Annotated in this window: 21 protein-coding genes; 9 read left to right on the top strand and 12 right to left on the bottom strand. The window is 39.4% G+C overall.

What is annotated here, in order from left to right:
* Window positions 1-133: 133 nt before the first annotated feature.
* From HLH14_RS12180 to HLH14_RS12150, 7 genes are all read right to left on the bottom strand, one after another.
* Complete coding sequence (locus HLH14_RS12180; RefSeq protein ID WP_067723902.1) at window positions 134-589, bottom strand: bacteriohemerythrin; 456 nt, start codon at window positions 587-589, stop codon at window positions 134-136.
* A gap of 536 nt (window positions 590-1,125) precedes the next feature.
* The gene (locus HLH14_RS12175; RefSeq protein WP_067723901.1) at window positions 1,126-1,974 is read right to left on the bottom strand and encodes a class II glutamine amidotransferase; all 849 of its coding nucleotides are present in this window, start codon (window positions 1,972-1,974) and stop codon (window positions 1,126-1,128) included.
* A 209-nt stretch (window positions 1,975-2,183) separates the two neighbouring features.
* Window positions 2,184-3,083, bottom strand: a complete 900-nt coding sequence (argB, locus tag HLH14_RS12170; protein WP_067723900.1) for an acetylglutamate kinase — start codon at window positions 3,081-3,083, stop codon at window positions 2,184-2,186.
* Window positions 3,084-3,093: 10 nt separating this feature from the next.
* Window positions 3,094-4,518, bottom strand: coding sequence for a phosphomannomutase/phosphoglucomutase (locus HLH14_RS12165; RefSeq protein WP_171533152.1), 1,425 nt, complete (start codon window positions 4,516-4,518; stop codon window positions 3,094-3,096).
* A gap of 460 nt (window positions 4,519-4,978) precedes the next feature.
* Window positions 4,979-5,431: a dUTP diphosphatase gene (dut, locus tag HLH14_RS12160; RefSeq protein WP_067723898.1), complete on the bottom strand. Its 453-nt coding sequence runs from the start codon at window positions 5,429-5,431 to the stop codon at window positions 4,979-4,981.
* A 35-nt stretch (window positions 5,432-5,466) separates the two neighbouring features.
* Window positions 5,467-7,506: a DNA helicase Rep gene (gene rep / locus HLH14_RS12155; RefSeq protein WP_067723897.1), complete on the bottom strand. Its 2,040-nt coding sequence runs from the start codon at window positions 7,504-7,506 to the stop codon at window positions 5,467-5,469.
* Window positions 7,507-7,632: 126 nt separating this feature from the next.
* Entirely contained in the window at window positions 7,633-8,265 is a 633-nt protein-coding gene (locus HLH14_RS12150) for an OmpA family protein (protein ID WP_086194590.1), read from the bottom strand.
* Between the two features lie 245 nt (window positions 8,266-8,510).
* Between HLH14_RS12150 and HLH14_RS12145 the strand changes: the two genes are divergently transcribed.
* From HLH14_RS12145 to HLH14_RS12120, 6 genes are all read left to right on the top strand, one after another.
* Window positions 8,511-9,434, top strand: coding sequence for an acyltransferase (locus HLH14_RS12145; RefSeq protein ID WP_067723895.1), 924 nt, complete (start codon window positions 8,511-8,513; stop codon window positions 9,432-9,434).
* A 19-nt stretch (window positions 9,435-9,453) separates the two neighbouring features.
* Window positions 9,454-10,506: a hypothetical protein gene (locus HLH14_RS12140; RefSeq protein ID WP_067723894.1), complete on the top strand. Its 1,053-nt coding sequence runs from the start codon at window positions 9,454-9,456 to the stop codon at window positions 10,504-10,506.
* 121 nt (window positions 10,507-10,627) lie between these two features.
* Window positions 10,628-11,359, top strand: coding sequence for a septum site-determining protein MinC (gene minC / locus HLH14_RS12135; RefSeq protein ID WP_067723893.1), 732 nt, complete (start codon window positions 10,628-10,630; stop codon window positions 11,357-11,359).
* Between the two features lie 66 nt (window positions 11,360-11,425).
* Window positions 11,426-12,238 (top strand): septum site-determining protein MinD, encoded by an 813-nt coding sequence (minD, locus tag HLH14_RS12130; RefSeq protein ID WP_067723892.1) that lies wholly within the window; start codon window positions 11,426-11,428, stop codon window positions 12,236-12,238.
* Between the two features lie 4 nt (window positions 12,239-12,242).
* Window positions 12,243-12,515: a cell division topological specificity factor MinE gene (gene minE, locus HLH14_RS12125; RefSeq protein ID WP_067723891.1), complete on the top strand. Its 273-nt coding sequence runs from the start codon at window positions 12,243-12,245 to the stop codon at window positions 12,513-12,515.
* A 128-nt stretch (window positions 12,516-12,643) separates the two neighbouring features.
* The gene (locus HLH14_RS12120) at window positions 12,644-12,931 is read left to right on the top strand and encodes a PA4642 family protein (RefSeq protein WP_067723890.1); all 288 of its coding nucleotides are present in this window, start codon (window positions 12,644-12,646) and stop codon (window positions 12,929-12,931) included.
* A 77-nt stretch (window positions 12,932-13,008) separates the two neighbouring features.
* On the opposite strand, the gene HLH14_RS12115 is transcribed toward HLH14_RS12120, so the two are convergent.
* The gene (locus HLH14_RS12115) at window positions 13,009-13,914 is read right to left on the bottom strand and encodes an AEC family transporter (RefSeq protein ID WP_212815876.1); all 906 of its coding nucleotides are present in this window, start codon (window positions 13,912-13,914) and stop codon (window positions 13,009-13,011) included.
* A gap of 148 nt (window positions 13,915-14,062) precedes the next feature.
* A complete protein-coding gene (locus HLH14_RS12110) occupies window positions 14,063-17,125 on the bottom strand; it encodes a DNA translocase FtsK (protein WP_067724195.1) in 3,063 nt (1,020 codons plus the stop codon).
* A 286-nt stretch (window positions 17,126-17,411) separates the two neighbouring features.
* Here HLH14_RS12110 and trxB point away from each other — a divergent pair, with 286 nt between their 5' ends.
* From trxB to HLH14_RS12095, 3 genes are all read left to right on the top strand, one after another.
* Window positions 17,412-18,368, top strand: a complete 957-nt coding sequence (gene trxB / locus HLH14_RS12105) for a thioredoxin-disulfide reductase (protein ID WP_067723888.1) — start codon at window positions 17,412-17,414, stop codon at window positions 18,366-18,368.
* Between the two features lie 118 nt (window positions 18,369-18,486).
* Window positions 18,487-19,218, top strand: coding sequence for a leucyl/phenylalanyl-tRNA--protein transferase (gene aat, locus HLH14_RS12100; RefSeq protein WP_067723887.1), 732 nt, complete (start codon window positions 18,487-18,489; stop codon window positions 19,216-19,218).
* 20 nt (window positions 19,219-19,238) lie between these two features.
* A complete protein-coding gene (locus HLH14_RS12095; RefSeq protein WP_067723886.1) occupies window positions 19,239-20,054 on the top strand; it encodes an arginyltransferase in 816 nt (271 codons plus the stop codon).
* A gap of 6 nt (window positions 20,055-20,060) precedes the next feature.
* Here HLH14_RS12095 and rimI read toward each other — a convergent pair whose 3' ends face one another.
* From rimI to HLH14_RS12080, 3 genes are all read right to left on the bottom strand, one after another.
* Complete coding sequence (gene rimI / locus HLH14_RS12090; protein ID WP_067723885.1) at window positions 20,061-20,522, bottom strand: ribosomal protein S18-alanine N-acetyltransferase; 462 nt, start codon at window positions 20,520-20,522, stop codon at window positions 20,061-20,063.
* A 105-nt stretch (window positions 20,523-20,627) separates the two neighbouring features.
* On the bottom strand, window positions 20,628-21,509 hold the full coding sequence (locus HLH14_RS12085; protein WP_067723884.1) for a metal-dependent hydrolase: 882 nt from the start codon (window positions 21,507-21,509) through the stop codon (window positions 20,628-20,630).
* 308 nt (window positions 21,510-21,817) lie between these two features.
* Window positions 21,818-21,927 (bottom strand): EF-Tu C-terminal domain-related protein (locus HLH14_RS12080; protein WP_079275949.1); only part of this gene is annotated, 110 nt, incomplete at its 5' end.

The raw sequence follows: 21,927 nt of genomic DNA, 5'->3' as shown, positions 1-21,927 counted from the left end.
TAAAAAAAGTCTTTCGCTATTTTGCCTTTGTCATGAGGGAAAATCAAAAAGAAAAAAGCAAACCATCATGTCTAATGATTTGCTGCGCAAGATTATTATGACTTTTATTTGTTGTTATCTGGTTTATTTTTCTTTATGAAAAGAAACGAGCAAACCAGTTTTTACCTGTTTTCTTTTCTTTTTCTTTAATGATTCCCATCATATTTTCTTTTACTGCACCCACATAATCCGCATCATCGTGCTGAATATGGTTAATCAGCCATTTTGAAAGCACTTCATGCAATTCACCTTCAATGGCTTGTCCCAATTCAAAACGGTCACGGTAAGATTCAATTTTTTTAATAAATAAATCATGTACACGTTTATGCGGTACGCGGTATTTATAACCAGCTTCTTCTTGCAAAGACTCTTCAAAAGTAAAATGCGATTGCGTATAATCAATAATATTTTCAAGAATTTGTTTAATACGGGCACGATCCGTATGTTCTGCAACATCATCAATTTCATTGATATAATCAAGAATTCGTTTGTGTTGATCGTCAATCACATCGATACCAGTATTATATTCCGGAACCCATTTCATTTTCATTACGACCACCTATAAAATATATACGACTCACCACATAAATTGATAATATATTGATTTTTAACAAATAAAAATCAACCAAAACAGTTGGTTTTAAAATAAAAACTCATTAAACAGTATAAGCCAATGATATCTAATATTTTTTAGTATAAATACCAACCAAAAGAATAAAGTATTTTTTAACCAATATAATCTCCTAACAGAATTATTAATGATCAAAAAACCACTTAAATAACGATTAAATTATTAAAAAAAATAAAATACTTAATTTAAATTTTTAAGTAAAAAATGAGTGAAAATAAAATAATAGGGATTGATATAATTTTAATTTGCAGAATAAACATATTTTAAAATTAAGAAAATTTGTTAAAGTTTTAGTATTATAAAAAATACAGTTTAAAGTATAAAAATTAAAAATCTTATTATCATATTAGTAAAAGAAATTAATATTTCAAATATATTACAGAAATAAAGCAAAAATCTATAAAGATATTAAATAGAAAATCTTTATAGATTTACACATATTTAGCTTTTATTGACTAATATTGATCTGCTTTGGTGATTCTTTTTAATTCTGGATTTAATCTTTCACGCTCAAGCCGTTCTATATAAGTCAGTTGTTTTCTAATGGGACGGCCATCCTGAAATAAAATCATTTCTCCTGGTTCAAAGGCTGTCCACACTTCATTCTGCGTTAAAGGCTCTGTGGTAATTACGGCGACACGATCTTCAGGTGTTGTAACCTGACTGAAATCAACTTCGACATCCAGATCAATCAATTGAGCTGGTTTAAATGGGTATTCTCGTACCAGCCAATGCAATTTGGTGATGGCATATGTAAATAAAGCCTGCCCATTCGACAAGCAAAAATTAAACGTGCCATGTTCGGCAATTTTGGGGGACACTTCAGCCAATAAATCAAAAATTTGATCCAGCTTCGGTTCATGATAACCAAATTTAAGCACCAACTGATCGAGTAAAAAACAAAAAGCCCGCTCACTGTCAGTATTTCCTACAGGAGTAAAACGACCGGATAAAGTGGGATTAAAACCATGCAAATCGCCATTATGGGCAAAAATCCACTGACGTCCCCACAGTTCACGACTGAATGGATGCGAGTTTTCTAAATTAATTTTACCTTGCGTCGCTTTACGAATATGGGCAATCACATTGCGTGATTTGATGGGATAATTACGCACCAGTTCAGCAATCGGTGATTCAACTGCAGATTGGTTATCGACAAAAAGTCGGCAGGCTTTATCTTCAAAAAAGGCGATACCAAAACCATCACAATGGTCGGATGTAATGCCCGCACGTTGAGAAAAACCACGAAATGAGAAAGTCACATCCGTTGGTGTAGCACAATTCATTCCGAGCAACTGGCACATAGTCTTGATCAAACAGCAAATACATGATTTTTCTATTTTGCATGACTGGACAGAGCGTTGCAAATCTCAATTTAAAATACCCATCACTACTTTATGCATTAGCTCAAGAATGATGCTCAAATACTTAATTTTATTAAAAATTCAATTAAGGTAGTCTAAACAAGACAATAAAAAAAGCCTCACAAGGAGGCTTTTTTTAAATGACTGATTTAATGTTTGGCGCGGTTGGTAATTAAAGTCCCGACACCATGATCTGTGAAGATTTCCAACAAGGTTGCATGTGGAACACGACCATCCACAATATGCGCGCTTACCACGCCACCTTTCACAGCATCTAGCGCACAACCGACTTTAGGAATCATGCCCCCATAAATCACACCCGTTTCAATCAAACGATCAACTTCTTGAGTGGTTAAACCTGTCAGCAGGTTTTTATTTTCGTCGAGAACGCCAGTAATGTTGGTCAGAAGAATAAGTTTTTCCGCACCTAAGGCCTCAGCCACTTTACCCGCAACTAAATCGGCATTGATGTTGTAAGTGTTACCTTCATCATCTACACCCAGTGGTGCAATCACAGGAATGAAATCGCTGTTCGTGAACATTTCAAGTACGTCAGTCTTTACACCAACCACTTCCCCCACTAAACCTAAATCAATCTGGGTTACTGTGCCGTCTTCAGCAGTTTTTTCCATCAACAGCTTTTGCGCGCGCAGCAAATTACCATCTTTACCGGTTAAACCAATGGCACGACCGCCATGTTGATTAATCAGGTTGACGATAGATTTGTTCACACTGCCGCCCAAAACCATTTCAACCACTTCCATGGTTGCAGGATCAGTCACACGCATCCCATCAATACGGTCAGATTCACGACCGAGCTGCTTCAAGAATGAGTCCACTTGCGGACCGCCACCATGCACAACGATGGGATTTAAACCGACAGTTTTTAACAATACAATGTCACGTGCGAACGAGCTTTCCAGCTCTGGATCGGTCATTGCGTTGCCACCATATTTCACTACTAGCGTCTTACCCGAAAAACGTTGAATGTACGGCAAAGCTTCAGTCAAAATTTGTGCTTTGTCGATGCCAGTATGCTGATGTGGCATTCGCCTCTCCTTATTGAGCATCTAAAATGTCTTGTGCGATTTTAGGATATCGGTCACTTAACATGGAAACAAATGTGTTTCGAATCGCGTTTAATCTTACAGGATTGTCCGCATCAAAGCGTACTGTAAAATATTCACCTGTATTCGATGCTCGAATAATGCCAAATCCATCTTCAAAATCAAGTCGTACACCATCAATTTTACTTAATTGTGCGTCCAAATTATGACTTTTAACTTCAACATCATGTAATACCGCTGCAGGTTCTTCACTATGGGTACTAATGTAGAGATCTTCAGTACAACTGCGCTCAGGATAAGCTTTCAATGCTTGTGATAGGGTTAACTCCGGTTGTTGACTTAAATACTCGAGCACACGCAAGGCTGCATATAAACCATCATCATAGCCAAAACCACGCCCGTCATTAAAAACATAATGACCTGCATATTCTCCGCCAAAGACTGCTTTTCCTTTAGATTGCGACATGTATGTCCGCAAAAAAGAACTGCCTGTACGAATCATTTTCGCCTGTCCACCTAAGCGATGAACTGTATTCCTCACCATGGTCGAACATTTCACATCGTAAACAACTTCATGACCAGGATGTATTTTCAAACACATCTCTGAAAATAAAGCCAGTAATCGATCTGCTGAAATAATCAAACCATGTTCATCAATTAACACCAGGCGATCACCATCACCATCCAGTGCAATACCCATATCAGCTTGCTGTTCAAGTACAGTTTTTCGTAATTCAACAAGATGTTTTTCTTGTGAAGGGTCCGGTGCATGATCGGGAAAATCACCATTGGCATCACACCGGATGGTTATAATCTCGCAACCTGATTTTTTTAAAACCAATGCAGCACAGCGCCCTGCCGAACCATTTAAACCATCGAGTACAATTTTAAAAGGACGCTTTAGCTGGATATCTTGTAATAATGCCTGCTGATATTCGAGACAATATTGAACAACAACTTCATGCTGAACGGGTTTGATCACTAATTTTTCTGATGGATCAAAAGCGCTACTTGCACTTATACCGACTTGTTGAATCATGTCTGGACAGGGTGGCTCATTTTGGATAATCCACTTAATTCCATTATCTGTTTTAGGATTATGACTTGCCGTAAGCATGATCCCGTTACCATCAAATTGACGGGCAATAAAATATAATAATGGCGTTGAACAACAACCGATGATGGTCACATTCAATCCTTTTTTTTCACATACTTGTCTAATGATTTCTGCATATTCTGGACTTGTTAAACGCGCATCATAACCAATGGCAAGTCGAGTCTGTCCGACCTTTTGATATTGAGCAACCAATCCATAGGCAATCGCTTTTACAATTTCAGGTGTCAAAAGTGATACTTTTCCACGAATATCATAGGCACGAAAAATTTGTGCCGGAAATTTTTTATTCTTAAAATTCATGATGATTTCTTCTACTTACAGTAGCCCATAAAGTGAAAATCTTATGGAATGCTTAATGAAGTCAGTATTCACAACCAGTGCATCATCTTAAAGGAGGAGATTAACATTTTAAATGCATTTCATATTTTTAAGCAATGGTAAAAAAATCTTACAAATAATTTTCAAAAAACAGGATATTTAATTGAAAAATAAATCTTTTATTTAATTTTAAAACAAATATTCTTAAATATTTTTTATTTAAAAACCAGTTATTTACAAAAATAAAACAAGAGTTTATCTGAAGATAAAAACAATATTTCTAATTTAAATGTTGTAAATCTTTATTTATGAATTCTTTTATTAGAAAGATGATTAAAGTTTCAAATATAAGCATGCTATAAAATAAAGAATAAAACCTGATAAAAAACAACTATTGCTGTTCATTTATCAGGTTATAAATTCTTTAAACTCAATCTACAGTTTAGCCTTTACCGGTATGACCAAAACCGCCTGCACCACGTTCAGTAGCAACAAACTCTTCCACTTGTTCAAATTCGGCATGAACTACAGGAACAAGTACATATTGAGCCAAACGCTCACCCGGCTCTAAAGTAAATGCGGTTTGGCTACGATTCCAAACCGATACCATCAACTCACCTTGGTAATCTGAATCGATTAAGCCAACAAGATTACCCAGAACAATTCCGTGTTTATGACCTAAACCTGAACGCGGTAAAATCAAACCTGCAAAGTTTGTATCTTCAATATAAATCGCCAAACCTGTTTTAACCAATACAGTTTGACCCGGTTCAATTACAGTCGCTTCTTCTACACAAGCACGTAAGTCTAAACCTGCCGAACCCGAAGTCGCATAGGTTGGCATAGGCCATTGGCTGCCTAAACGTGTATCGAGTACTTTCACTTGAACTTTCATCTGTTCTTTCCTAATTGCATGGTTTAAATAGTGTATTAACGCTTAATCAGCGCACGTAAATTTTCGAGATAATGCTGTGCTTGCAATTTTGGATCAATATTACCTGCCAATTTTTTCTTGCGACCCAGCCAGTCCAAATCATCTTGAGGCAATTCATCGAGGAAACGACTTGGTGTCATTTGCTTCATTTGACCACCATTTTTACGCTGCTCAGCAAGTGTAATGGTTAAGCCTTGGCGTGCGCGAGTGATTCCCACGTACATCAAACGGCGTTCTTCCTCAACGGTTTCTGCAGCAATGGAATTTTTATGCGGTAATAATTCTTCTTCCAGACCAATTAGATACACATAAGGAAATTCAAGACCTTTTGAAGCATGTAAAGTCAGTAAATTGACCTTGTCGGTATCTTCCTCTTCCTTCTGCTGCTCAAGCATATCCAGCAACACCATTTTACGAATCACGCTTTCAATGTTTTTCTCATCGACATCTTCAGCCCGATTAATCAAACTTTGAATACTGCTGTACAGGATTTCAATGTTATCGATCTTGGTTTTTTCTTGCGCTGGTGTTGCCGCCTGCTCTTTGATGTAATCGATATACCCGGCTTCAAGCATCATCTGACGAATGATCGGCACAGGCTCGTCATCTTCGAGCAAGTTGCGGGTAAAGTTAGCAATAAAATCGGCAAATTCTGCCAGTTGTGTGGTGGCCTTTTTCGGCATCACCATGGTCAAGCGCTGATCACCCGCCGCGGTTAATAACGACAAATGATTTTCTTGCGCGAATAATCCCAACTTTTCTAAAGTCACCGGACCAATCGCACGTTTAGGCGTATTAATAATCCGTAGGAATGCACTGTCATCTTCTGGATTAATGATGATGCGCAAATAACTCATAATGTCTTTGATTTCAGCACGACCAAAGAACGACTGACCACCGGACAGCTTGTATGGAATTTGCATTTGGCGCAGCTGGGTTTCTAAAACACGGGCCTGGAAATTACCGCGATATAAAATCGCATAATCTTTCCAGTTTTTACCATTCATCAATTTATGCGTGATAACGTCTTTAACCACGCGCTCTGCTTCATCATCATCATTACGACAGGTAATGACACGAATCACGTCACCATGACCTTTATCTGACCAGAGCTTTTTATCAAAAATATGCGGATTGTTACCAATAACCGTATTGGCAGCTTTTAAAATACGACTGGTCGAACGATAATTTTGCTCGAGTTTAATCACTTTTAAATTCGGAAAATCTTCTTTCAATAAAGCCATGTTTTCAGGCTTTGCACCACGCCATGCATAGATCGACTGGTCATCATCACCTACAGCGGTGAATTGCCCCATCACCCCAACCAGTAGTTTCACCAAAATATACTGCGCAGTATTGGTATCCTGATATTCGTCGACCAACAGATAACGAACACGGTTTTGCCATTTATCCCGGACTTCGGCATTCTCTTGTAATAAACGGGTCGGCATCACGATCAAGTCATCAAAATCCACTGCATTATAGGCACGCAAATTGCGCTCATACAGTTGATATAAATGAGCAAATTGCACGTCTTCTGCTGTCTCGCAGGTGGTATGCGCTTGCTCGGGTGGAATCAGGTCATTTTTCCACTCCGAAATCATTCTCATTGCTTTGGCAATCAGTTCTTTACTTTCTGCACCTGACAAATTATCACGATGCATCAAGTCCATCAGAATGCGCTTGCAATCATCGGCATCTAAAATTGAAAAATTATTTTTTAAGGGTGTATGTTTAATTTCTAAACGAAGTAAATTCAGACCAAACGTATGGAAGGTTGAAACAGAAAGACCTTTGGCTTCTTCACGAGATAATAATTTTCCGACACGCTCTTTCATTTCACGTGCAGCTTTATTGGTAAAGGTCATGGCCGTAATGCGATGTGCAGGAATACCGCAGTTCTGAACCAAATGTGCGACTTTTCGCGTAATAACGGACGTTTTACCTGAACCTGCCCCTGCAAGTACTAACAAGGGTCCTTGAGTGTATTTCATGGCTTCAAGTTGCTTGTCATTGAGTTGACTTGCCGACGACATAGTATTTCCTCGTTTTGATTCGAGCTAGATTATAGTCGTCTAAACCAAACTTGCATAACCTAAAATACAGATTTGACATTCATAAAAAAACCACCCGAAGGTGGCTTTTTTATTACAAAACTAAACTTATTTAGTTTCGTAAACAGAAATTTCTACACGACGGTTTTGTTCACGACCCGCAGCTGTTGAGTTATCAGCGATTGGAGAAGTTGAACCATAACCTTTAGCTGTCATGCGTGAGCTTGAAATACCTTGTGAAGCTAAATAGTTTTTCACAGAGTTCGCACGGCTTTGAGACAATGGGTTATTGATTGCATCAGTACCGGTATTGTCTGTATGACCATGAATAACCAAAGCTAATTTGCTTGCAGTACCATCTTCACGAAGAACTTTAGCAACGTCATTTAACGCTGACTGGAACTGTGATTGAATAGTAGAAGAATTCGTAGCAAATGTTACGCTTGGCATAACAAGATTAATCGAACCATCTGCATTACGGCCTACATCTACGCCAGTACCAGCCAATTCTTGACGAAGACGTTTTTCTTTCTTATCAAGAAGTAAACCAGCACCACCGCCAACAACCGCACCAATGGCAGCAGCTTGACCCATTTTATCTTTGTCAGCGTTAGAGTATGCAATACCAGCACCCAATAAAGCACCTAAACCTGTACCAATTGCGGCTTTGTCATATTCCATATTTTGACAACCCGAAAGTGCCAAAGCCCCAACTACAGCTGAAATTACTAGTGCACGCATCGCATGCCTCCTTCTTGTGTTTTGTTGTATAGTGGAATGATGGATTAAAAAAAATGGGCATACCATTGATTTTTTGTAAATAATAAAAGCTTTAGTTACATTTTGTAATACTTTATGCTGATGAGCAAGCTATCTTAGTCACAATTTCTACATAGTTGCATGAATAGACTTTTTTATTTCAAATTCTACAATTATATTAAATGGTGAAAAAACATTAGACGACTTCATCTTAGGACCGTTCTTATATGTCATCGCAAATCAAGAAACAATCCCTATTAAAAAAAATATCTCGCGGATTAACTGTAGCATCCGTGATGAGCGGAAGTACTTTTTTTCATGGTCCTCCCGTTCTCGCATTGGGATTGACTAAACTAGTCAAAAAATCACGTAAAATTGATGAAACTAATATTCAGATTACCAACAGTTGGCTCAGTGTTAATAATTGGCTGATTGATCACGTGTTACCTCATTTAAAATGGGATATCAGTATTGATGACGATTTAGATCTGAGCATGCAGGGTCGTTACCTGATGACCTGCAATCATCAAAGTTGGGTCGATACCACTGTGAATCAATATTTTGGTTTAACCCGTATGCCCCTGACCCGTTTCTTTACCAAGTGGGAACTGATCTTTATTCCTTTCGTTGGACAAGCCTTTAAAATTTTAGGTTTTCCAATGATGAAACGTCATAGCAAAGAACAAATTGCTAAAAATCCGGAGCTTAAAAAACGTGATATGGAAGAATCACGCAAAGCCTGTGAACAATTATTAAGTCAACCTTTTACCTTGCTAAACTATTTAGAAGGTACCCGCTTCACCCCAGAAAAGCATGCAGCACAGCAATCATCGTATAAAAATCTACTCAAACCTAAAGCGGGCGGTTTAGCTTTGGCCTTAAATATTTTAGGTGACAAAATTGATGCCTTGGTGGATATGACCATTGTTTATCCGGATGGTGCACCGGGCTATGGCGATTTTTGGTTGGGTAATGTCAATCGTATTGCAGTCAATCTGCGTAAAATAGATATTCCAAGTTGGGTGTTAGGCGGTAATTATGAAGATGATGCTGAATATCGTGAACACTTTCAGCAATGGGTGCATGAATTATGGACCGAGAAAGATCAACTGATTGAACGCATGAAGCAAGACTTGGCTGCAAAAGCATAAATAGCATTTAAGGAAGACAATGAAGCAAAATGACAAAATAGCCAAGCCAACTTTTCATTTCGTGAAAAAAGACTCTTGGGGCTGGAAAGTTGCACTGTGCTATGACATTTTCATGATGGTTCTGATCATCATCAACTTGCTCTGCTTAAGTGCCAATGCCATCCTGATGAGTGATTTTGGTGGCTGGTTATTTAGCTTCATCCATCTTCCTGAACTATTGCAGTTTTATCGGACAGAATTACGTCCTTGGGTAATTATTACCGAAAGTTGGTTTACCAGTTTCCTAGTGATTGAACTGCTAATCCGTTGGGGAATTGCCATTATTGGGCAGCATCATAAACGCTGGTTTTTCTTTCCTTTTATTCATTGGTACGAAATTTTATCCATTATTCCGCAACTGCGTTTTTTACGTTTATTGCGTGCCGGCTCAATCGCCTATAATCTGCATGAACATGGCTATAAAGTGATTCCTAATAGTTGGTATAAGCGCGCCAACTTTTATTATCATCTGGTGCTCGAAGAACTGACCAGTCGTATTGTCATTACCGTTTTAGACAGTATAAAACACGAACTTTCTACTAGCACTACGCATAAAAAACTGATTGAAGATTTAGTTGCACATCACCGTGAAATGTTTGCCACTGCCCTTGCCGATATTTTGCAAGAATCGTTGGGCAAAGAGTTACAGGCACAAAGAGTCACCATTGCAAAAAATGTCGGCAGTATTGTCAATCAGGCAATTGAAGATACGCCCGAATTAACACAATTATTACGTTTAATTCCGATTGTCGGTGGACGTATAGAACAACAGATCCAAAGTATTGGGCAACGTTTGGGTGAAAATATTACTCAAGGTCTGATTGAACCGTTCGCTCAAAATAATAAAAATAAAGAAAATCTGGCTTATTTAGAAATTTCAAATAAAATCAGTCAAATACAATTTGAAAATAATACCCATGTTGAAAAACTGGTTGAGTCTGCCGTTTTTGAAAGCTTAGAGGCGATTCGCCAACAGGTCAAAGTAAAACAATGGCAACAAATGCTGGAACAACATGATCAAGTTAAAGAATGATCATCAGATAAAAATATTTAAAACGTCGCTAGAGAAATCATTCAATTTGTTCTAGGATTTGCTCTATTTACAACATCACTTCGACATAAAATGAATGAGTCAGAAGTATTAAGGAATAATTATGGCTGATATACGGATAAAAGGCAGAATGGTCAATGCGATTCGCATTATCTTAGATACCAATGATCATGATGCAATCCGCCAGCAACTCGCGCCAATGCTCCAAAAAGCATTCCCACCGGGTACATTAGTTGTGATTGAAAGTTCAGTTGAACAAGAACTTATTGCCTTAATTCAATTATTGATCAGCCTGGAAGTACAGCCTATGGCGGTGACCGAAGGTTTGCTCGCTGATCAAGCTCGCGCAATTCAATTCCCTGTTCTGCCTTCAGACACTAAACCATTGCAACGTGTTAAACCGACTAAAGAACAAGTGGTTGAAGTAGAACCTGAAACTACCAGTGATGAAGTGGAAAAATCAGAGGAAGTAGAGGCAAAACCTGCCCGTGTGGTGAGTCATGTGACCTCTTATCACGATGAAATTTTGCGTACAGGTCAATGCCTTGTTCAAAATCATGGCGATATTATTCTCAATGCAGGAATTAACAGTGGTTCTGAAGTCATTGCTTCAGGAAATATACATATTTATGGTAGCGCCCGTGGTAGAGTCATCGCCGGCGCCGGCGGGAACAGTGCAGCACGTATTTTCTGCCATTCCCTGGAAGCAGAACTGGTATCGATTGCAGGTACATATTGTGTAGCAGATGACATCCCACAGCATGTCCTCAAAAAAGCTGTACATATTTACTTGAATGATCAACAAGAACTTGTCTTTGAAGTTCTCGAATTTTAATGTATAAATAAACACCATAAGTCCCATATCTAAAAGGGGATTTGAACCATAACAGGAGTGGATTCGGTGGCGAAAATTGTTGTCGTAACATCAGGCAAAGGTGGTGTAGGTAAAACTACGACTAGTGCATCTTTTGCAACAGGTTTAGCCCTTCGCGGTCACAAAACTGTTGTGATCGATTTTGACGTGGGTTTACGTAACCTAGATTTAATTATGGGTTGTGAACGTCGCGTTGTTTATGATTTTGTGAATGTATTAAATAATGAAGCTCGACTTCAACAAGCACTGATTCGCGATAAAGATATTGAAAACCTATACATCCTACCTGCATCACAAACTCGTGATAAAGATGCCTTGACCGATGAAGGTGTGGCACGTGTAATGGATGAGCTTTCGCAAGAATTCGATTACATTATTTGTGACTCACCTGCGGGTATCGAGCGCGGTGCAATCATGGCGATGTACCATGCTGATGAAGCGATCATTGTGACCAATCCTGAAATTTCTTCAGTACGTGACTCTGACCGTATTATTGGGATGCTCGACAGCAAAACCAAAAAAGTAGAACAAAACGAAGGTCGCATCCGTAAACATTTGTGTATTACACGATTCAATCCAGAACGTGCTGATAAACAAGAAATGTTAACGATTGACGATATTTCTAAAGATATTTTACGTGTACCTACACTCGGTGTCATTCCTGAGTGTCCAAGCGTTTTACAAGCATCAAACGAAGGTAAACCTGTGATTCTCTTTACTGAAGAATCAGCAGGTCAAGCTTATGATGACCTTGTAGCACGCTTCTTGGGTGAAGAGCGTCCTTACCGTCATATTTCGGTAAAACCTAAGGGTTGGTTAGCACGATTATTTGGAGCGTAAAAAAATGGCAGGATTCTGGAGTAAATTATTCAGCAACGATGATAAACCTTCAAGCGCACGAACTGCTAAAGACCGCTTAAAAGTAATTGTTGCCTCTGAGCAAGGTTTAGGTAAACGCTTAAGCCAAGACAAAATTGACCAAATGAAGAAAGAAATCATGCAGGTGGTCAATCGTTATGTTCGTGGTGTGGATGAACAGCATATTCAAATGTCGGTTCGTTCGGAAGCAAACATCGAAATGTTAGAAATGAATATCAATTTGCCTGAAGAACGATAATCTGAATTCTGATTAGTCAAGCATATTGAATCAAGGCAAAATATGAGACAGGTTTAGGAAAGTATTCTTTCTCCTGCCAAAAGTTATTTTGCCTTTTTTATTTTATTCAGTTTACCAAGGAGTTTGCGATGGCATTATCTCAGCCAGCAACGTTCAATGAAGAATGGTCAGACGAGCGTGTATTTGCCTATTTAACACAGCTTCCTCCTGCAGGCGTGAATGCCGATTTTCATGTGCTTTATCACGCATTCAAACATATGCGTCCAAATGACTATGAGCGCTTATTGACTCAATTTGTTGCCGATGGTCGTGATGTCAATGCAACCAATCCTGAAGGCCAACGTATTCATGATGTGATTGCTGAATACCCTCGCCAACGTGATGGATTTTTAGAAGTTCTTGCCAAGTTTGCATAATTTAAAAAAATAGAAAAGAGCCTGTCCGTTTTATTCAAACAGACAGGCTTTTTTTATGACAAAATTATATCGGCATGTTAAGAAAGTAATATCATTAGCACAGGAAACGTGACTGCAAAGCATAGCGTTTGCAAACTAATCACCCCCGCCATCAACTGGCTATCGCCATTAAAATAGCGCGTTAAAATATAGGATGCCGATGCCGTTGGCAAAGCAAAGAACACCACCAAAACAATCGTTTCAAACTGATTCAAATTCAGCACATAACAAATCAAATAAGCTAAACATGGCATCACAATTAAACGTCCTAAAGTATTCAACAATAATCTTGAATAATCATGTTTCAGTTCTGCAAACTGCAAAGCCGCCCCAACACAAATCAATCCCAATGGTAGGCTCATACTGGCTAAAATTTTAAACAGTTGTTCCAAGCCAGAAAATAATGACAGTTGTAGCAGATTAAAAATGATTCCAACCAGACAACCCAAGATCAAGGGATTTTTCATCAAAGAAAATAGAATCTGCGCAGGTTTTAGACCCTGCCCTTGTGAAAAAGCCAGTACTGAAATTACATTCACCAAAGGAATCGCCAGTGCAATCATCATGGCAAACATTTGCATGCCCTGAGCGCCAAACAGCAATGACATAATGGATAAACCAATATAGGTATTAAAACGAATTTGACTTTGCACATATACACCAAAACGCGCAATCGGGATATGAAAAAATGCCCTCGCTACCCACAACGTTAAAGCACTTATTATGATGATGATAAACAGGGCCAATAATACCTGAGTAATCGTTGCAAGTTCCAATTTGATATAAGCAAGATTATTAAAAAGTAATACCGGAAATAAAATCAAATAATTCAGTTTTTCAGCGCCACGCCAAAATTCATCCGATAAAAACTGTGTCCGTTTAAAGATATACCCCATGGCAATTAAAATAATTAATGGAAACAAAGCCATCACAATATTCATTATCTACCCTTCATCCCTAAATTTTATTTCCACTGCATGACGTGAATCATCTTTATCATTTTCAATGAATATTCATGTAACGTTAAAAGTATAACTTTTTAACTCCAAGAAAAAGGCCTGCTTATGCAGGCCTTGAACTCAGTATGAAAATTTAAACTAAAATGTCACGTTTACCGTTGGCACCCATGCCACTGACAATCCCGTTTTCTTCCATCTGGTCGATGATACGTGCAGCACGGTTATAACCGAGGCTAAACTTACGTTGTAACGATGAGGTTGAAGCCTTACGTGTTTCCAGAACAAAAGACACACATTGATCATATAACGCATCACGGTCCGAGCTACCATCACCATCTTCAAAACCACGCGAAGTTGGTTCTTCATCATAAGGCGTTAGAATTTCATCGACATAATTCGGAGCAGCACGTTCACGCCATGCATCACAAATATTATTAACTTCATCATCGGAAATAAAAGCACCATGCACACGTTCAGGTTCAATTTTACCTGGCCCAAGGAACAGCATGTCACCATGACCCAACAGGTCTTCTGCACCACCGGCATCCAAAATGGTGCGCGAGTCAATTTTACTATTTACACGTAATGCCACACGGGTTGGAATATTGGCTTTGATCAAACCGGTAATCACATCGACCGATGGACGTTGTGTCGCAAGCAGTAAATGAATTCCTGCGGCACGTGATTTTTGTGCCAAACGGGTAATCATTTCTTCTGCTTTTTTACCCACCTGCATAATCATGTCGGCAAATTCATCGGCAACAATGACAATGGATGGTAATGGCGTTAGGCGTGGTGCACGCTCTCCTACAACCGAGTCACTGGCTTTCCATGTTGGATCAATTAGATCCTCACCAATGGCAATCGCTTCCTCGACCTTACGATTATAGTCACTCAATTTACGAATTTTCAAATAAGACATCAGCTTGTAGCGACGTTCCATTTCATTGACACACCAGTTCAATGCATTCACTGCATCTTTCATATCCGTCACAACTGGAGTGAGCAAATGTGGAATATCATTATAGTTGGCTAGTTCCAGCTGTTTCGGGTCAATCAAGATTAAACGCAATTGATCTGGCGTATATTTCAACAGCATCGATAAAATCATCGAGTTCACTGCCACCGATTTACCGGAACCGGTTGTACCTGCGACCAGCATATGCGGCGCTTTACCCAAATCAGCAATCACAGGATTACCCGAAATATCTTTACCCATCGCCATCGAAAGAATGCTATTTGGATCGGTAAAAGCAGGAATGGTCAACAACTCGATTAGACGTACCATTTCACGTGTGCTATTCGGAACTTCAATTCCGATATACGGTTTGCCCGGAATCACCTCGACCACACGCACCGATGCCATCGACATTGAACGCGCCAAGTCACGTGAGATATTGGTCACTTTAGAGGCTTTCACTCCGGGTGCCAAATCTAGCTCAAAACGCGTCACCACAGGCCCCGGCTGTGCTTCTATAACTTTGGCTTTGACGTTAAACTCTTGTAGTTTAATCTCTAAAAGTTCAGATAAACGGGCTAACTGTTCGGCAGTAAAATTGACTTTTTTATTCGGATCAACTTTATCCAGTAAATCCAGTCCCGGTAGTGGTGACAAATCTTTACGACGTGCAGCCACTTGCATCGCAAGTGACATTGGACGACCTGATGCATCGGTTAATGGCGCATCAAAATCGAAGTCATCCTCAATGGGTTCATCAACTTCGACTGGTTTGCCTGCAGTTTCCTGCCAAACTTCACGAAACACATCTTTGTTCGATGCAATTAAAGCTTTTTCATCTTCTGAAATGATCGGTTGCTGAATCTGGGTTTTTATTGCGCTACTGACGAATGCGGATGATTGCGCATAACTGCTAGTCGTGCGCACTGGAGCCGGCTCTTCAATTTCATCAATCAACAAATCATCCACCAACAGATCATCGAGTCCATCAAATTCGGCATCTAAAGCCGAATTCTTAGGTGTCGTATGCATCAATGGTGAAGCTGCTAGAGTTGGTGCAATCACAATCTTTTCTTCAACAATTGATGGCGCTTGTTCAGTCTCTACATGATTAAATGGTGTATGTACATCTGTGGCTGTTTTTCCATTTGGAACAGCGGCAAGTAATTCATCAAAGATTTCATCATCATCCCAATCCAGATTTTGTTTAGCAGTCTGGGGAGTCGTTGCTACAGGTTGCTCATCAACAAAGGCTTTAAAATGATCATGCGGTGTATGTAGTTCAGATTCTTCTGCAGCTTTTAATAAAGCGTCAATATCTTGTTTATGTTTTTGATTTTCATCTGAGTTTAAGGCACGCCAAACTTCACCTGTCGCTACTGCACGTCGAGTATTTTGTTCTAGGCGATGGGCTTTTTCTAAGACCTGTTCAAATTCAGCTTCATCTTCGGCATCAATAATCTGCTGCTGTGCATAATGTTCTTTTTCCACCATGTCATTGAACAGGCGCTCTGCAGCCTGATCTCGCACTACAGGCGATACATCTTGAACTTCACGATGTTCTGGAGCAGGTGTTACGCTTTCTACTACAGCTTTTTGTTTAGTACTTGCAACTGACTTTTTGACTTCAGGGGTTGTACGATCAAATGCAGACTCGGTTTCCGGGACATTTTTATAAAACAAGTCTTGTAAATAAGCAGGTGTGGCTTTCAGTGTGATCCAGGTTTTATTCCACTTCACACCAAATGACAGGGTAAATAAAACCACCCAAAACACCACAAGAAAGAGGGTTGCGCCATAAATCGTTAAAATTTGAGACAGGCTTTGACCCAGTTCATACCCAATAATACCGCCCGATGAATTGTCTAAAGTGTCGGCAGGCACTTGCCAATACAAATACAATAAACTTGCTGTCGCCAGTAAAATAAAGAACTGTGCAGAATATCGAAAAGGTTTATTCAAAAAGCTATACGGCCACCAGACCTGAATCGCTTCAACGAATAAAAAGATTGGAATGAGTAAACTTGCCCAGCCTAAAAAACCGAACAGTAAATCTGCGATCCACGCGCCTGCAACACCGCTGGCATTTGAAACCTGCTGTGTATCACTGGAAATATGCATCCAGCCTGGATCAAAAGGCGTATAAGTCACTGTTGCAAGGAATAAATAAATTCCAAAAGAGACTAAAAATAATGTCATTATTAAGCGCTGTGCATAAGCACTCGACACCGCAGTCATATACTGTCCTGTAACCAATTTTTCATTCATGTTTTTGTAAGAAACTAAGACAAAATAGTTTCGCAATTAAACCCGATATTATGCACCCGTTCCAAGAAAAAAGATGCAATATTATGTATAGGCTGTTGATACAAATCCTATGAATTGAGTATCTAACACAGCGTCTTTATTGTATATAGCTCAAATCGATTTGAATGATCAATAATATCGACATCGAACTCACACAACTGTTATAGAGTTTCACGTATAATTTCACAAATTTTTAAATAAAAAAAGGATGCCGCGAATGAGCGCTCGTCACTCACGTTTGATTATTCTAGGTTCAGGCCCTGCTGGTTATAGCGCAGCTGTATATGCTGCACGTGCCAACTTAAAGCCAACGCTAATTGCCGGTTTACAATTGGGTGGTCAGTTGACCACGACAACCGAAGTCGACAATTGGCCCGGCGACCCTGAAGGTCTAACAGGTCCTGCACTCATGGAACGTATGCAAGCGCATGCTGAACGCTTTGGTACTGACATTGTCTATGACCATATCAACGAAGTTGATTTAAGCGTTCGTCCATTCGTTCTGAAAGGCGATATGGAAGAGTTCACCTGTGATGCCCTGATTATTGCAACAGGTGCAACGGCTCAGTACTTAGGTCTTGAATCTGAAGCTGCATTTATGGGTCAAGGTGTAAGTGCCTGTGCAACCTGTGATGGTTTCTTCTACAAAAACCAAAAAGTTATGGTTGTGGGTGGTGGTAATACTGCGGTTGAAGAAGCACTTTATTTATCGAATATTGCTTCACACGTGACTTTAGTTCACCGTCGTGACTCTTTACGTTCAGAAAAAATTCTTCAAGATCATCTGTTCGAAAAAGAGAAAGAAGGTAAAATTAGCATCATCTGGAATCATCAAGTGGATGAAGTTCTCGGTGACAGCAAGTCAGGTGTAACTGCAGTTCGTCTGCAATCTACCCAAGATGGCTCTAAACAAGATGTAGAAGTTACTGGCTTATTTGTTGCCATTGGTCATAAACCGAATAGCGGCATGTTTGAAGGTCAGTTGAACCTGCGTGATGGTTATATTCAGGTTCAAAGCGGCACTGCAGGTAATGCGACTGCTGCCTCTGTTCCGGGTGTATTTGCTGCGGGTGATATTGCTGACAGTGTTTACCGTCAAGCGATTACTTCAGCAGGTTCAGGCTGTATGGCTGCACTTGATGCTGAAAAATATCTTGATGCTTTAGGTGAATGATTCAAGTAAATTAATTCCACTAAACAAAAAAAACCGTCCTTCTTTGGGCGGTTTTTTTTGTATGATAAAAATCATCAATGCATATCGCACGTTGCTCTTCTCGTTCAGGCTGAATCCCATGCATCCATTAGCACCCTCAGAATTCATTTTCCCCGATCCCATCGAAGCTGATCCCGATGACCAGGGGCTGATTTGCATTGGTGCCGACCTCTCCCCTTCTACGCTTTTTGAAGCTTATACCCATGGTTTGTTTCCATGGTTTAGTGAGGGTGAACCGATTTGTTGGTGGAGTCCTGAACCACGTTGTATTATTCGCCCCAACGATTACCACCCGAGTAAATCTTTAGTGCGCAATATGAAAAAGTTTGATTATAAAATCACGATTAATCATGCTTTTGAACAAGTGATTCGCTCCTGCTCCCTACCGCGGAGTTATGCAGAAGATACCTGGATATCTGAAGATATTATTGATGGATATTGCCAATTATTTGATGCCGGCTATGGGTATAGTATTGAGGTATGGGATGAAGGCAAAGTCGTTGGTGGTTTGTATGGCGTCACGATTGGACATGGCTGTTTTGGCGAGTCGATGTTTAGTACCCAAACTGATGTTTCGAAAATGGCTTTTTATACTTTAATGCTGCTTGGACATGAGAACGATTTACCTTGGATTGATTGCCAACTGGTCAATGATCACCTTTTGAGCTTGGGTGCCTGTACAATTTCTCGCCAAGCGTATCTTAATTCGTTACAAGATGTTGTTAAACAGCCATCTATAGATTGGAAAAAATATCAAGAGGGTGTATTTTCAAGTAAAACAATAGCGCAACACGCACGATTAATTGAATGACAATAAAGAGGGATCTTGCTATGAATTCGTATCACCCAAAGTCCCTACTGAATGATTTACAGTATTATATTACGCCACCGCATAGCTGTAGTTACCTGGAAAATAAATCAGCGCGGATGGTCTTTTTAGATCCTGCCCATCGAATTGATGTGGTCAGTTTATCTGAACTTTCTCGTTTGGGATTTCGTCGCAGTGGAGATTTTGTCTATCGTCCAGAATGTCACTTATGCCGCCAATGCTTATCCAGTCGTGTCCCTGTCGCTGAATTTCACATGAACAGTACGCAGAAAAAGGCATGGAAACGTAATCAAGACCTGACCGTTAAAATCACTCGCTCTGCGGATGCATCCGAAATTCATTATGCCTTATATGAACGCTATATCAATGAGCGTCATGCCGATGGTGATATGTTCCCACCCAGCTTAGATCAATTCGAAAAATTTTTAGTGCATAGCTGCACGGACAGTTTTTTTCTAGAATTCTGGAAAGACGACAAACTGATTAGCGTTTCGAGTTGTGATCCTTTAGATGATGGGGTTTCTGCGGTCTATACATTTTTTGATCCTGATGAAAATCGACGCTCACTCGGTGTATTTGCGGTACTTAAGCAAATTGAACATGCTAAAGCTTTAGGTTTACCTTATGTCTATTTAGGTTACTGGGTGCCACATTCCAATAAAATGAATTATAAATCTCAATATGTGCCTTTAGAGCTATTGATTGATGGGCAATGGCGACGTTTAAATCGCCTGCTCAATCCAGAAGAAATTCAACAATTGGGAAACTCCCTGATGACCACATTGCCCTCTGGATGGAATAACCCAATTATCAAATAACATGACTTATGATTTAAAAAGCTGTGAAAAATCATCACTGCATGATTTCACCATAATAATGGCATGCTCGCGAGAGCCGTCTGGTTTTGGATAATAATTTTTACGTAAATCAATTTGATGAAAACCGGCTTTTTCATACAGTGCAATTGCAGCTAGATTACTTTCTCGCACTTCCAAGAAAATTTGCAGCGGATTATTTTTCAATTGCGCAATTGAAGCTTCAAGTAATTGAAAGCCTAACCCTTTGCCCTGTTGGCTTGGATGAATTGCCATCAGTAGAAGATTGGCTTCATCTAACACCGGTTGCAAGATACAAAAACCAACCACCTGTCCTTGCTGCTCAATCACGGTACTGAGATAAGAATCAATGGATTCCTCAAACTGTTTTGCTGTCCATGGATGGGTTTGTACTAATTGCTCAATTTGCATGACGCGGCTTACATCCGCTTTTTGCATCAAACGAATCATCTTCGTTCATCTTTTAAATAACAGAAGCTTCGCATTATAGGAACTTTGCATAAAAAATCGAGTAAAAAAAAGGGCAATATCAATTGCCCAAAGAGTCAAAAGGCCTTAAAAACCTAATTTAGCTTTCCAGGTCGCCAATAAACTGCCGCTATCTAAATCATTCGGATGAAAACCCGGTTTAAAATAAGCCAATATTTCCTTACCCATACTAGTAATAATGCCTTTGGATGGACTATAGGCATACTCATAAATGCTTTTGATTGAGTCAAAACTCAACTGTTGATCTTGTCGCAATAGACGCAATAAGAAGTAATTTTGCACAAAGAACAACGTTATCATAGCAGCCACAAGTGAACTGGTACGTAACAGATAAGACTTCAAGCCTTTACCAAACACGCCTTCAAATACATCATAAGCTACAGCTTTATGCTCATTTTCTTCAATGGCATGCCATAACCACATGGTTTTCATGGTTTCATCTTGCATCAATTCCTGAATATTCTGATTGGTCAGCAATTGTGATGCAATGGTCGCTGTAAAATGCTCAAGTGCGGTGGTTGCGGTTAAATCGACCATTTCCTGGGTAATACCAAACGGTTTACTGACTAATGCAAATACTTTACGTGCAGTTTGAATCACGGTGTCAGTATGTTTATCCAACGTATCAACATCATGACCATAACGCTGCGCAGCTGCATTAAAACCCACATGCTCCTGAGTATGCATGGCTTCTTGCCCAATAAAAGCACTAATTTCTTTTTGTAATTCCTGATTTTCTTTAATCGCTGGATGGTTGCGAACGACCCGAACACTATCAATAAAAAACTTTTCGCCCGCTGGAAACAAAGCAGAAAGCGCAGTCATAAAATGCGTCAATCCCACTGAACCATTCATCCAGTATTCTGGCACGTTATTAAAATCGAAATTCATTCGGCGAACAGGAAAGCTTGCACCGGCACGATTGGTGATATTGACCTTGGCATTCATGACTCTTACTCCTCTCTAGCAAAATAATGTTGCTAATTCACTTATGTTTGTTTTTTCTTCATTCTTATATTACGTATTTAAAAACTTGCTATAAGTGCAGATAAGGTCAGGAAAATATCAGTTAAGGACATGAGGAAAAATAAAGCACTGCTTTATTTGGACGCTAGGGAAAAGAATAATGAGTGAAATCTTTTTTACGATGCAAGGGAATAAAGCACTGTTTTATTTGGATGCAAGAAACCCATCTAAAAAATCATCATGCATAAAAAAAGCGCCCCAAAGGAGCGCTTTTTTCACACAATCAATACTTATGCAGTTACTTTAGCAACAACACCAGCACCAACTGTACGACCACCTTCACGGATCGCAAAACGTAGACCTGGGTCCATTGCGATTGGGTGAATTAGTTCTACTGACA

The organism is Acinetobacter terrae (assembly GCF_013004375.1).
Lineage (GTDB): Bacteria > Pseudomonadota > Gammaproteobacteria > Pseudomonadales > Moraxellaceae > Acinetobacter > Acinetobacter terrae.
Note: the sequence above shows the minus strand (reverse complement) of the source record. Positions and strands in the feature narration are given on the sequence as shown.

What these genes read in the sequence shown, in the direction of transcription:
- HLH14_RS12180 (WP_067723902.1), bottom strand. Translation starts at nt 589, where the DNA reads ATGAAAATGAAATGGGTTCCGGAATATAATACTGGTATCGATGTGATT.
- HLH14_RS12175 (WP_067723901.1), bottom strand. Translation starts at nt 1,974, where the DNA reads ATGTGCCAGTTGCTCGGAATGAATTGTGCTACACCAACGGATGTGACT.
- argB (WP_067723900.1), bottom strand. Translation starts at nt 3,083, where the DNA reads ATGCCACATCAGCATACTGGCATCGACAAAGCACAAATTTTGACTGAA.
- HLH14_RS12165 (WP_171533152.1), bottom strand. Translation starts at nt 4,518, where the DNA reads ATGAATTTTAAGAATAAAAAATTTCCGGCACAAATTTTTCGTGCCTAT.
- dut (WP_067723898.1), bottom strand. Translation starts at nt 5,431, where the DNA reads ATGAAAGTTCAAGTGAAAGTACTCGATACACGTTTAGGCAGCCAATGG.
- rep (WP_067723897.1), bottom strand. Translation starts at nt 7,506, where the DNA reads ATGTCGTCGGCAAGTCAACTCAATGACAAGCAACTTGAAGCCATGAAA.
- HLH14_RS12150 (WP_086194590.1), bottom strand. Translation starts at nt 8,265, where the DNA reads ATGCGTGCACTAGTAATTTCAGCTGTAGTTGGGGCTTTGGCACTTTCG.
- HLH14_RS12145 (WP_067723895.1), top strand. Translation starts at nt 8,511, where the DNA reads ATGTCATCGCAAATCAAGAAACAATCCCTATTAAAAAAAATATCTCGC.
- HLH14_RS12140 (WP_067723894.1), top strand. Translation starts at nt 9,454, where the DNA reads ATGAAGCAAAATGACAAAATAGCCAAGCCAACTTTTCATTTCGTGAAA.
- minC (WP_067723893.1), top strand. Translation starts at nt 10,628, where the DNA reads ATGGCTGATATACGGATAAAAGGCAGAATGGTCAATGCGATTCGCATT.
- minE (WP_067723891.1), top strand. Translation starts at nt 12,243, where the DNA reads ATGGCAGGATTCTGGAGTAAATTATTCAGCAACGATGATAAACCTTCA.
- HLH14_RS12120 (WP_067723890.1), top strand. Translation starts at nt 12,644, where the DNA reads ATGGCATTATCTCAGCCAGCAACGTTCAATGAAGAATGGTCAGACGAG.
- HLH14_RS12110 (WP_067724195.1), bottom strand. Translation starts at nt 17,125, where the DNA reads ATGACTGCGGTGTCGAGTGCTTATGCACAGCGCTTAATAATGACATTA.
- trxB (WP_067723888.1), top strand. Translation starts at nt 17,412, where the DNA reads ATGAGCGCTCGTCACTCACGTTTGATTATTCTAGGTTCAGGCCCTGCT.
- aat (WP_067723887.1), top strand. Translation starts at nt 18,487, where the DNA reads ATGCATCCATTAGCACCCTCAGAATTCATTTTCCCCGATCCCATCGAA.
- HLH14_RS12095 (WP_067723886.1), top strand. Translation starts at nt 19,239, where the DNA reads ATGAATTCGTATCACCCAAAGTCCCTACTGAATGATTTACAGTATTAT.
- rimI (WP_067723885.1), bottom strand. Translation starts at nt 20,522, where the DNA reads ATGATTCGTTTGATGCAAAAAGCGGATGTAAGCCGCGTCATGCAAATT.
- HLH14_RS12085 (WP_067723884.1), bottom strand. Translation starts at nt 21,509, where the DNA reads ATGAATGCCAAGGTCAATATCACCAATCGTGCCGGTGCAAGCTTTCCT.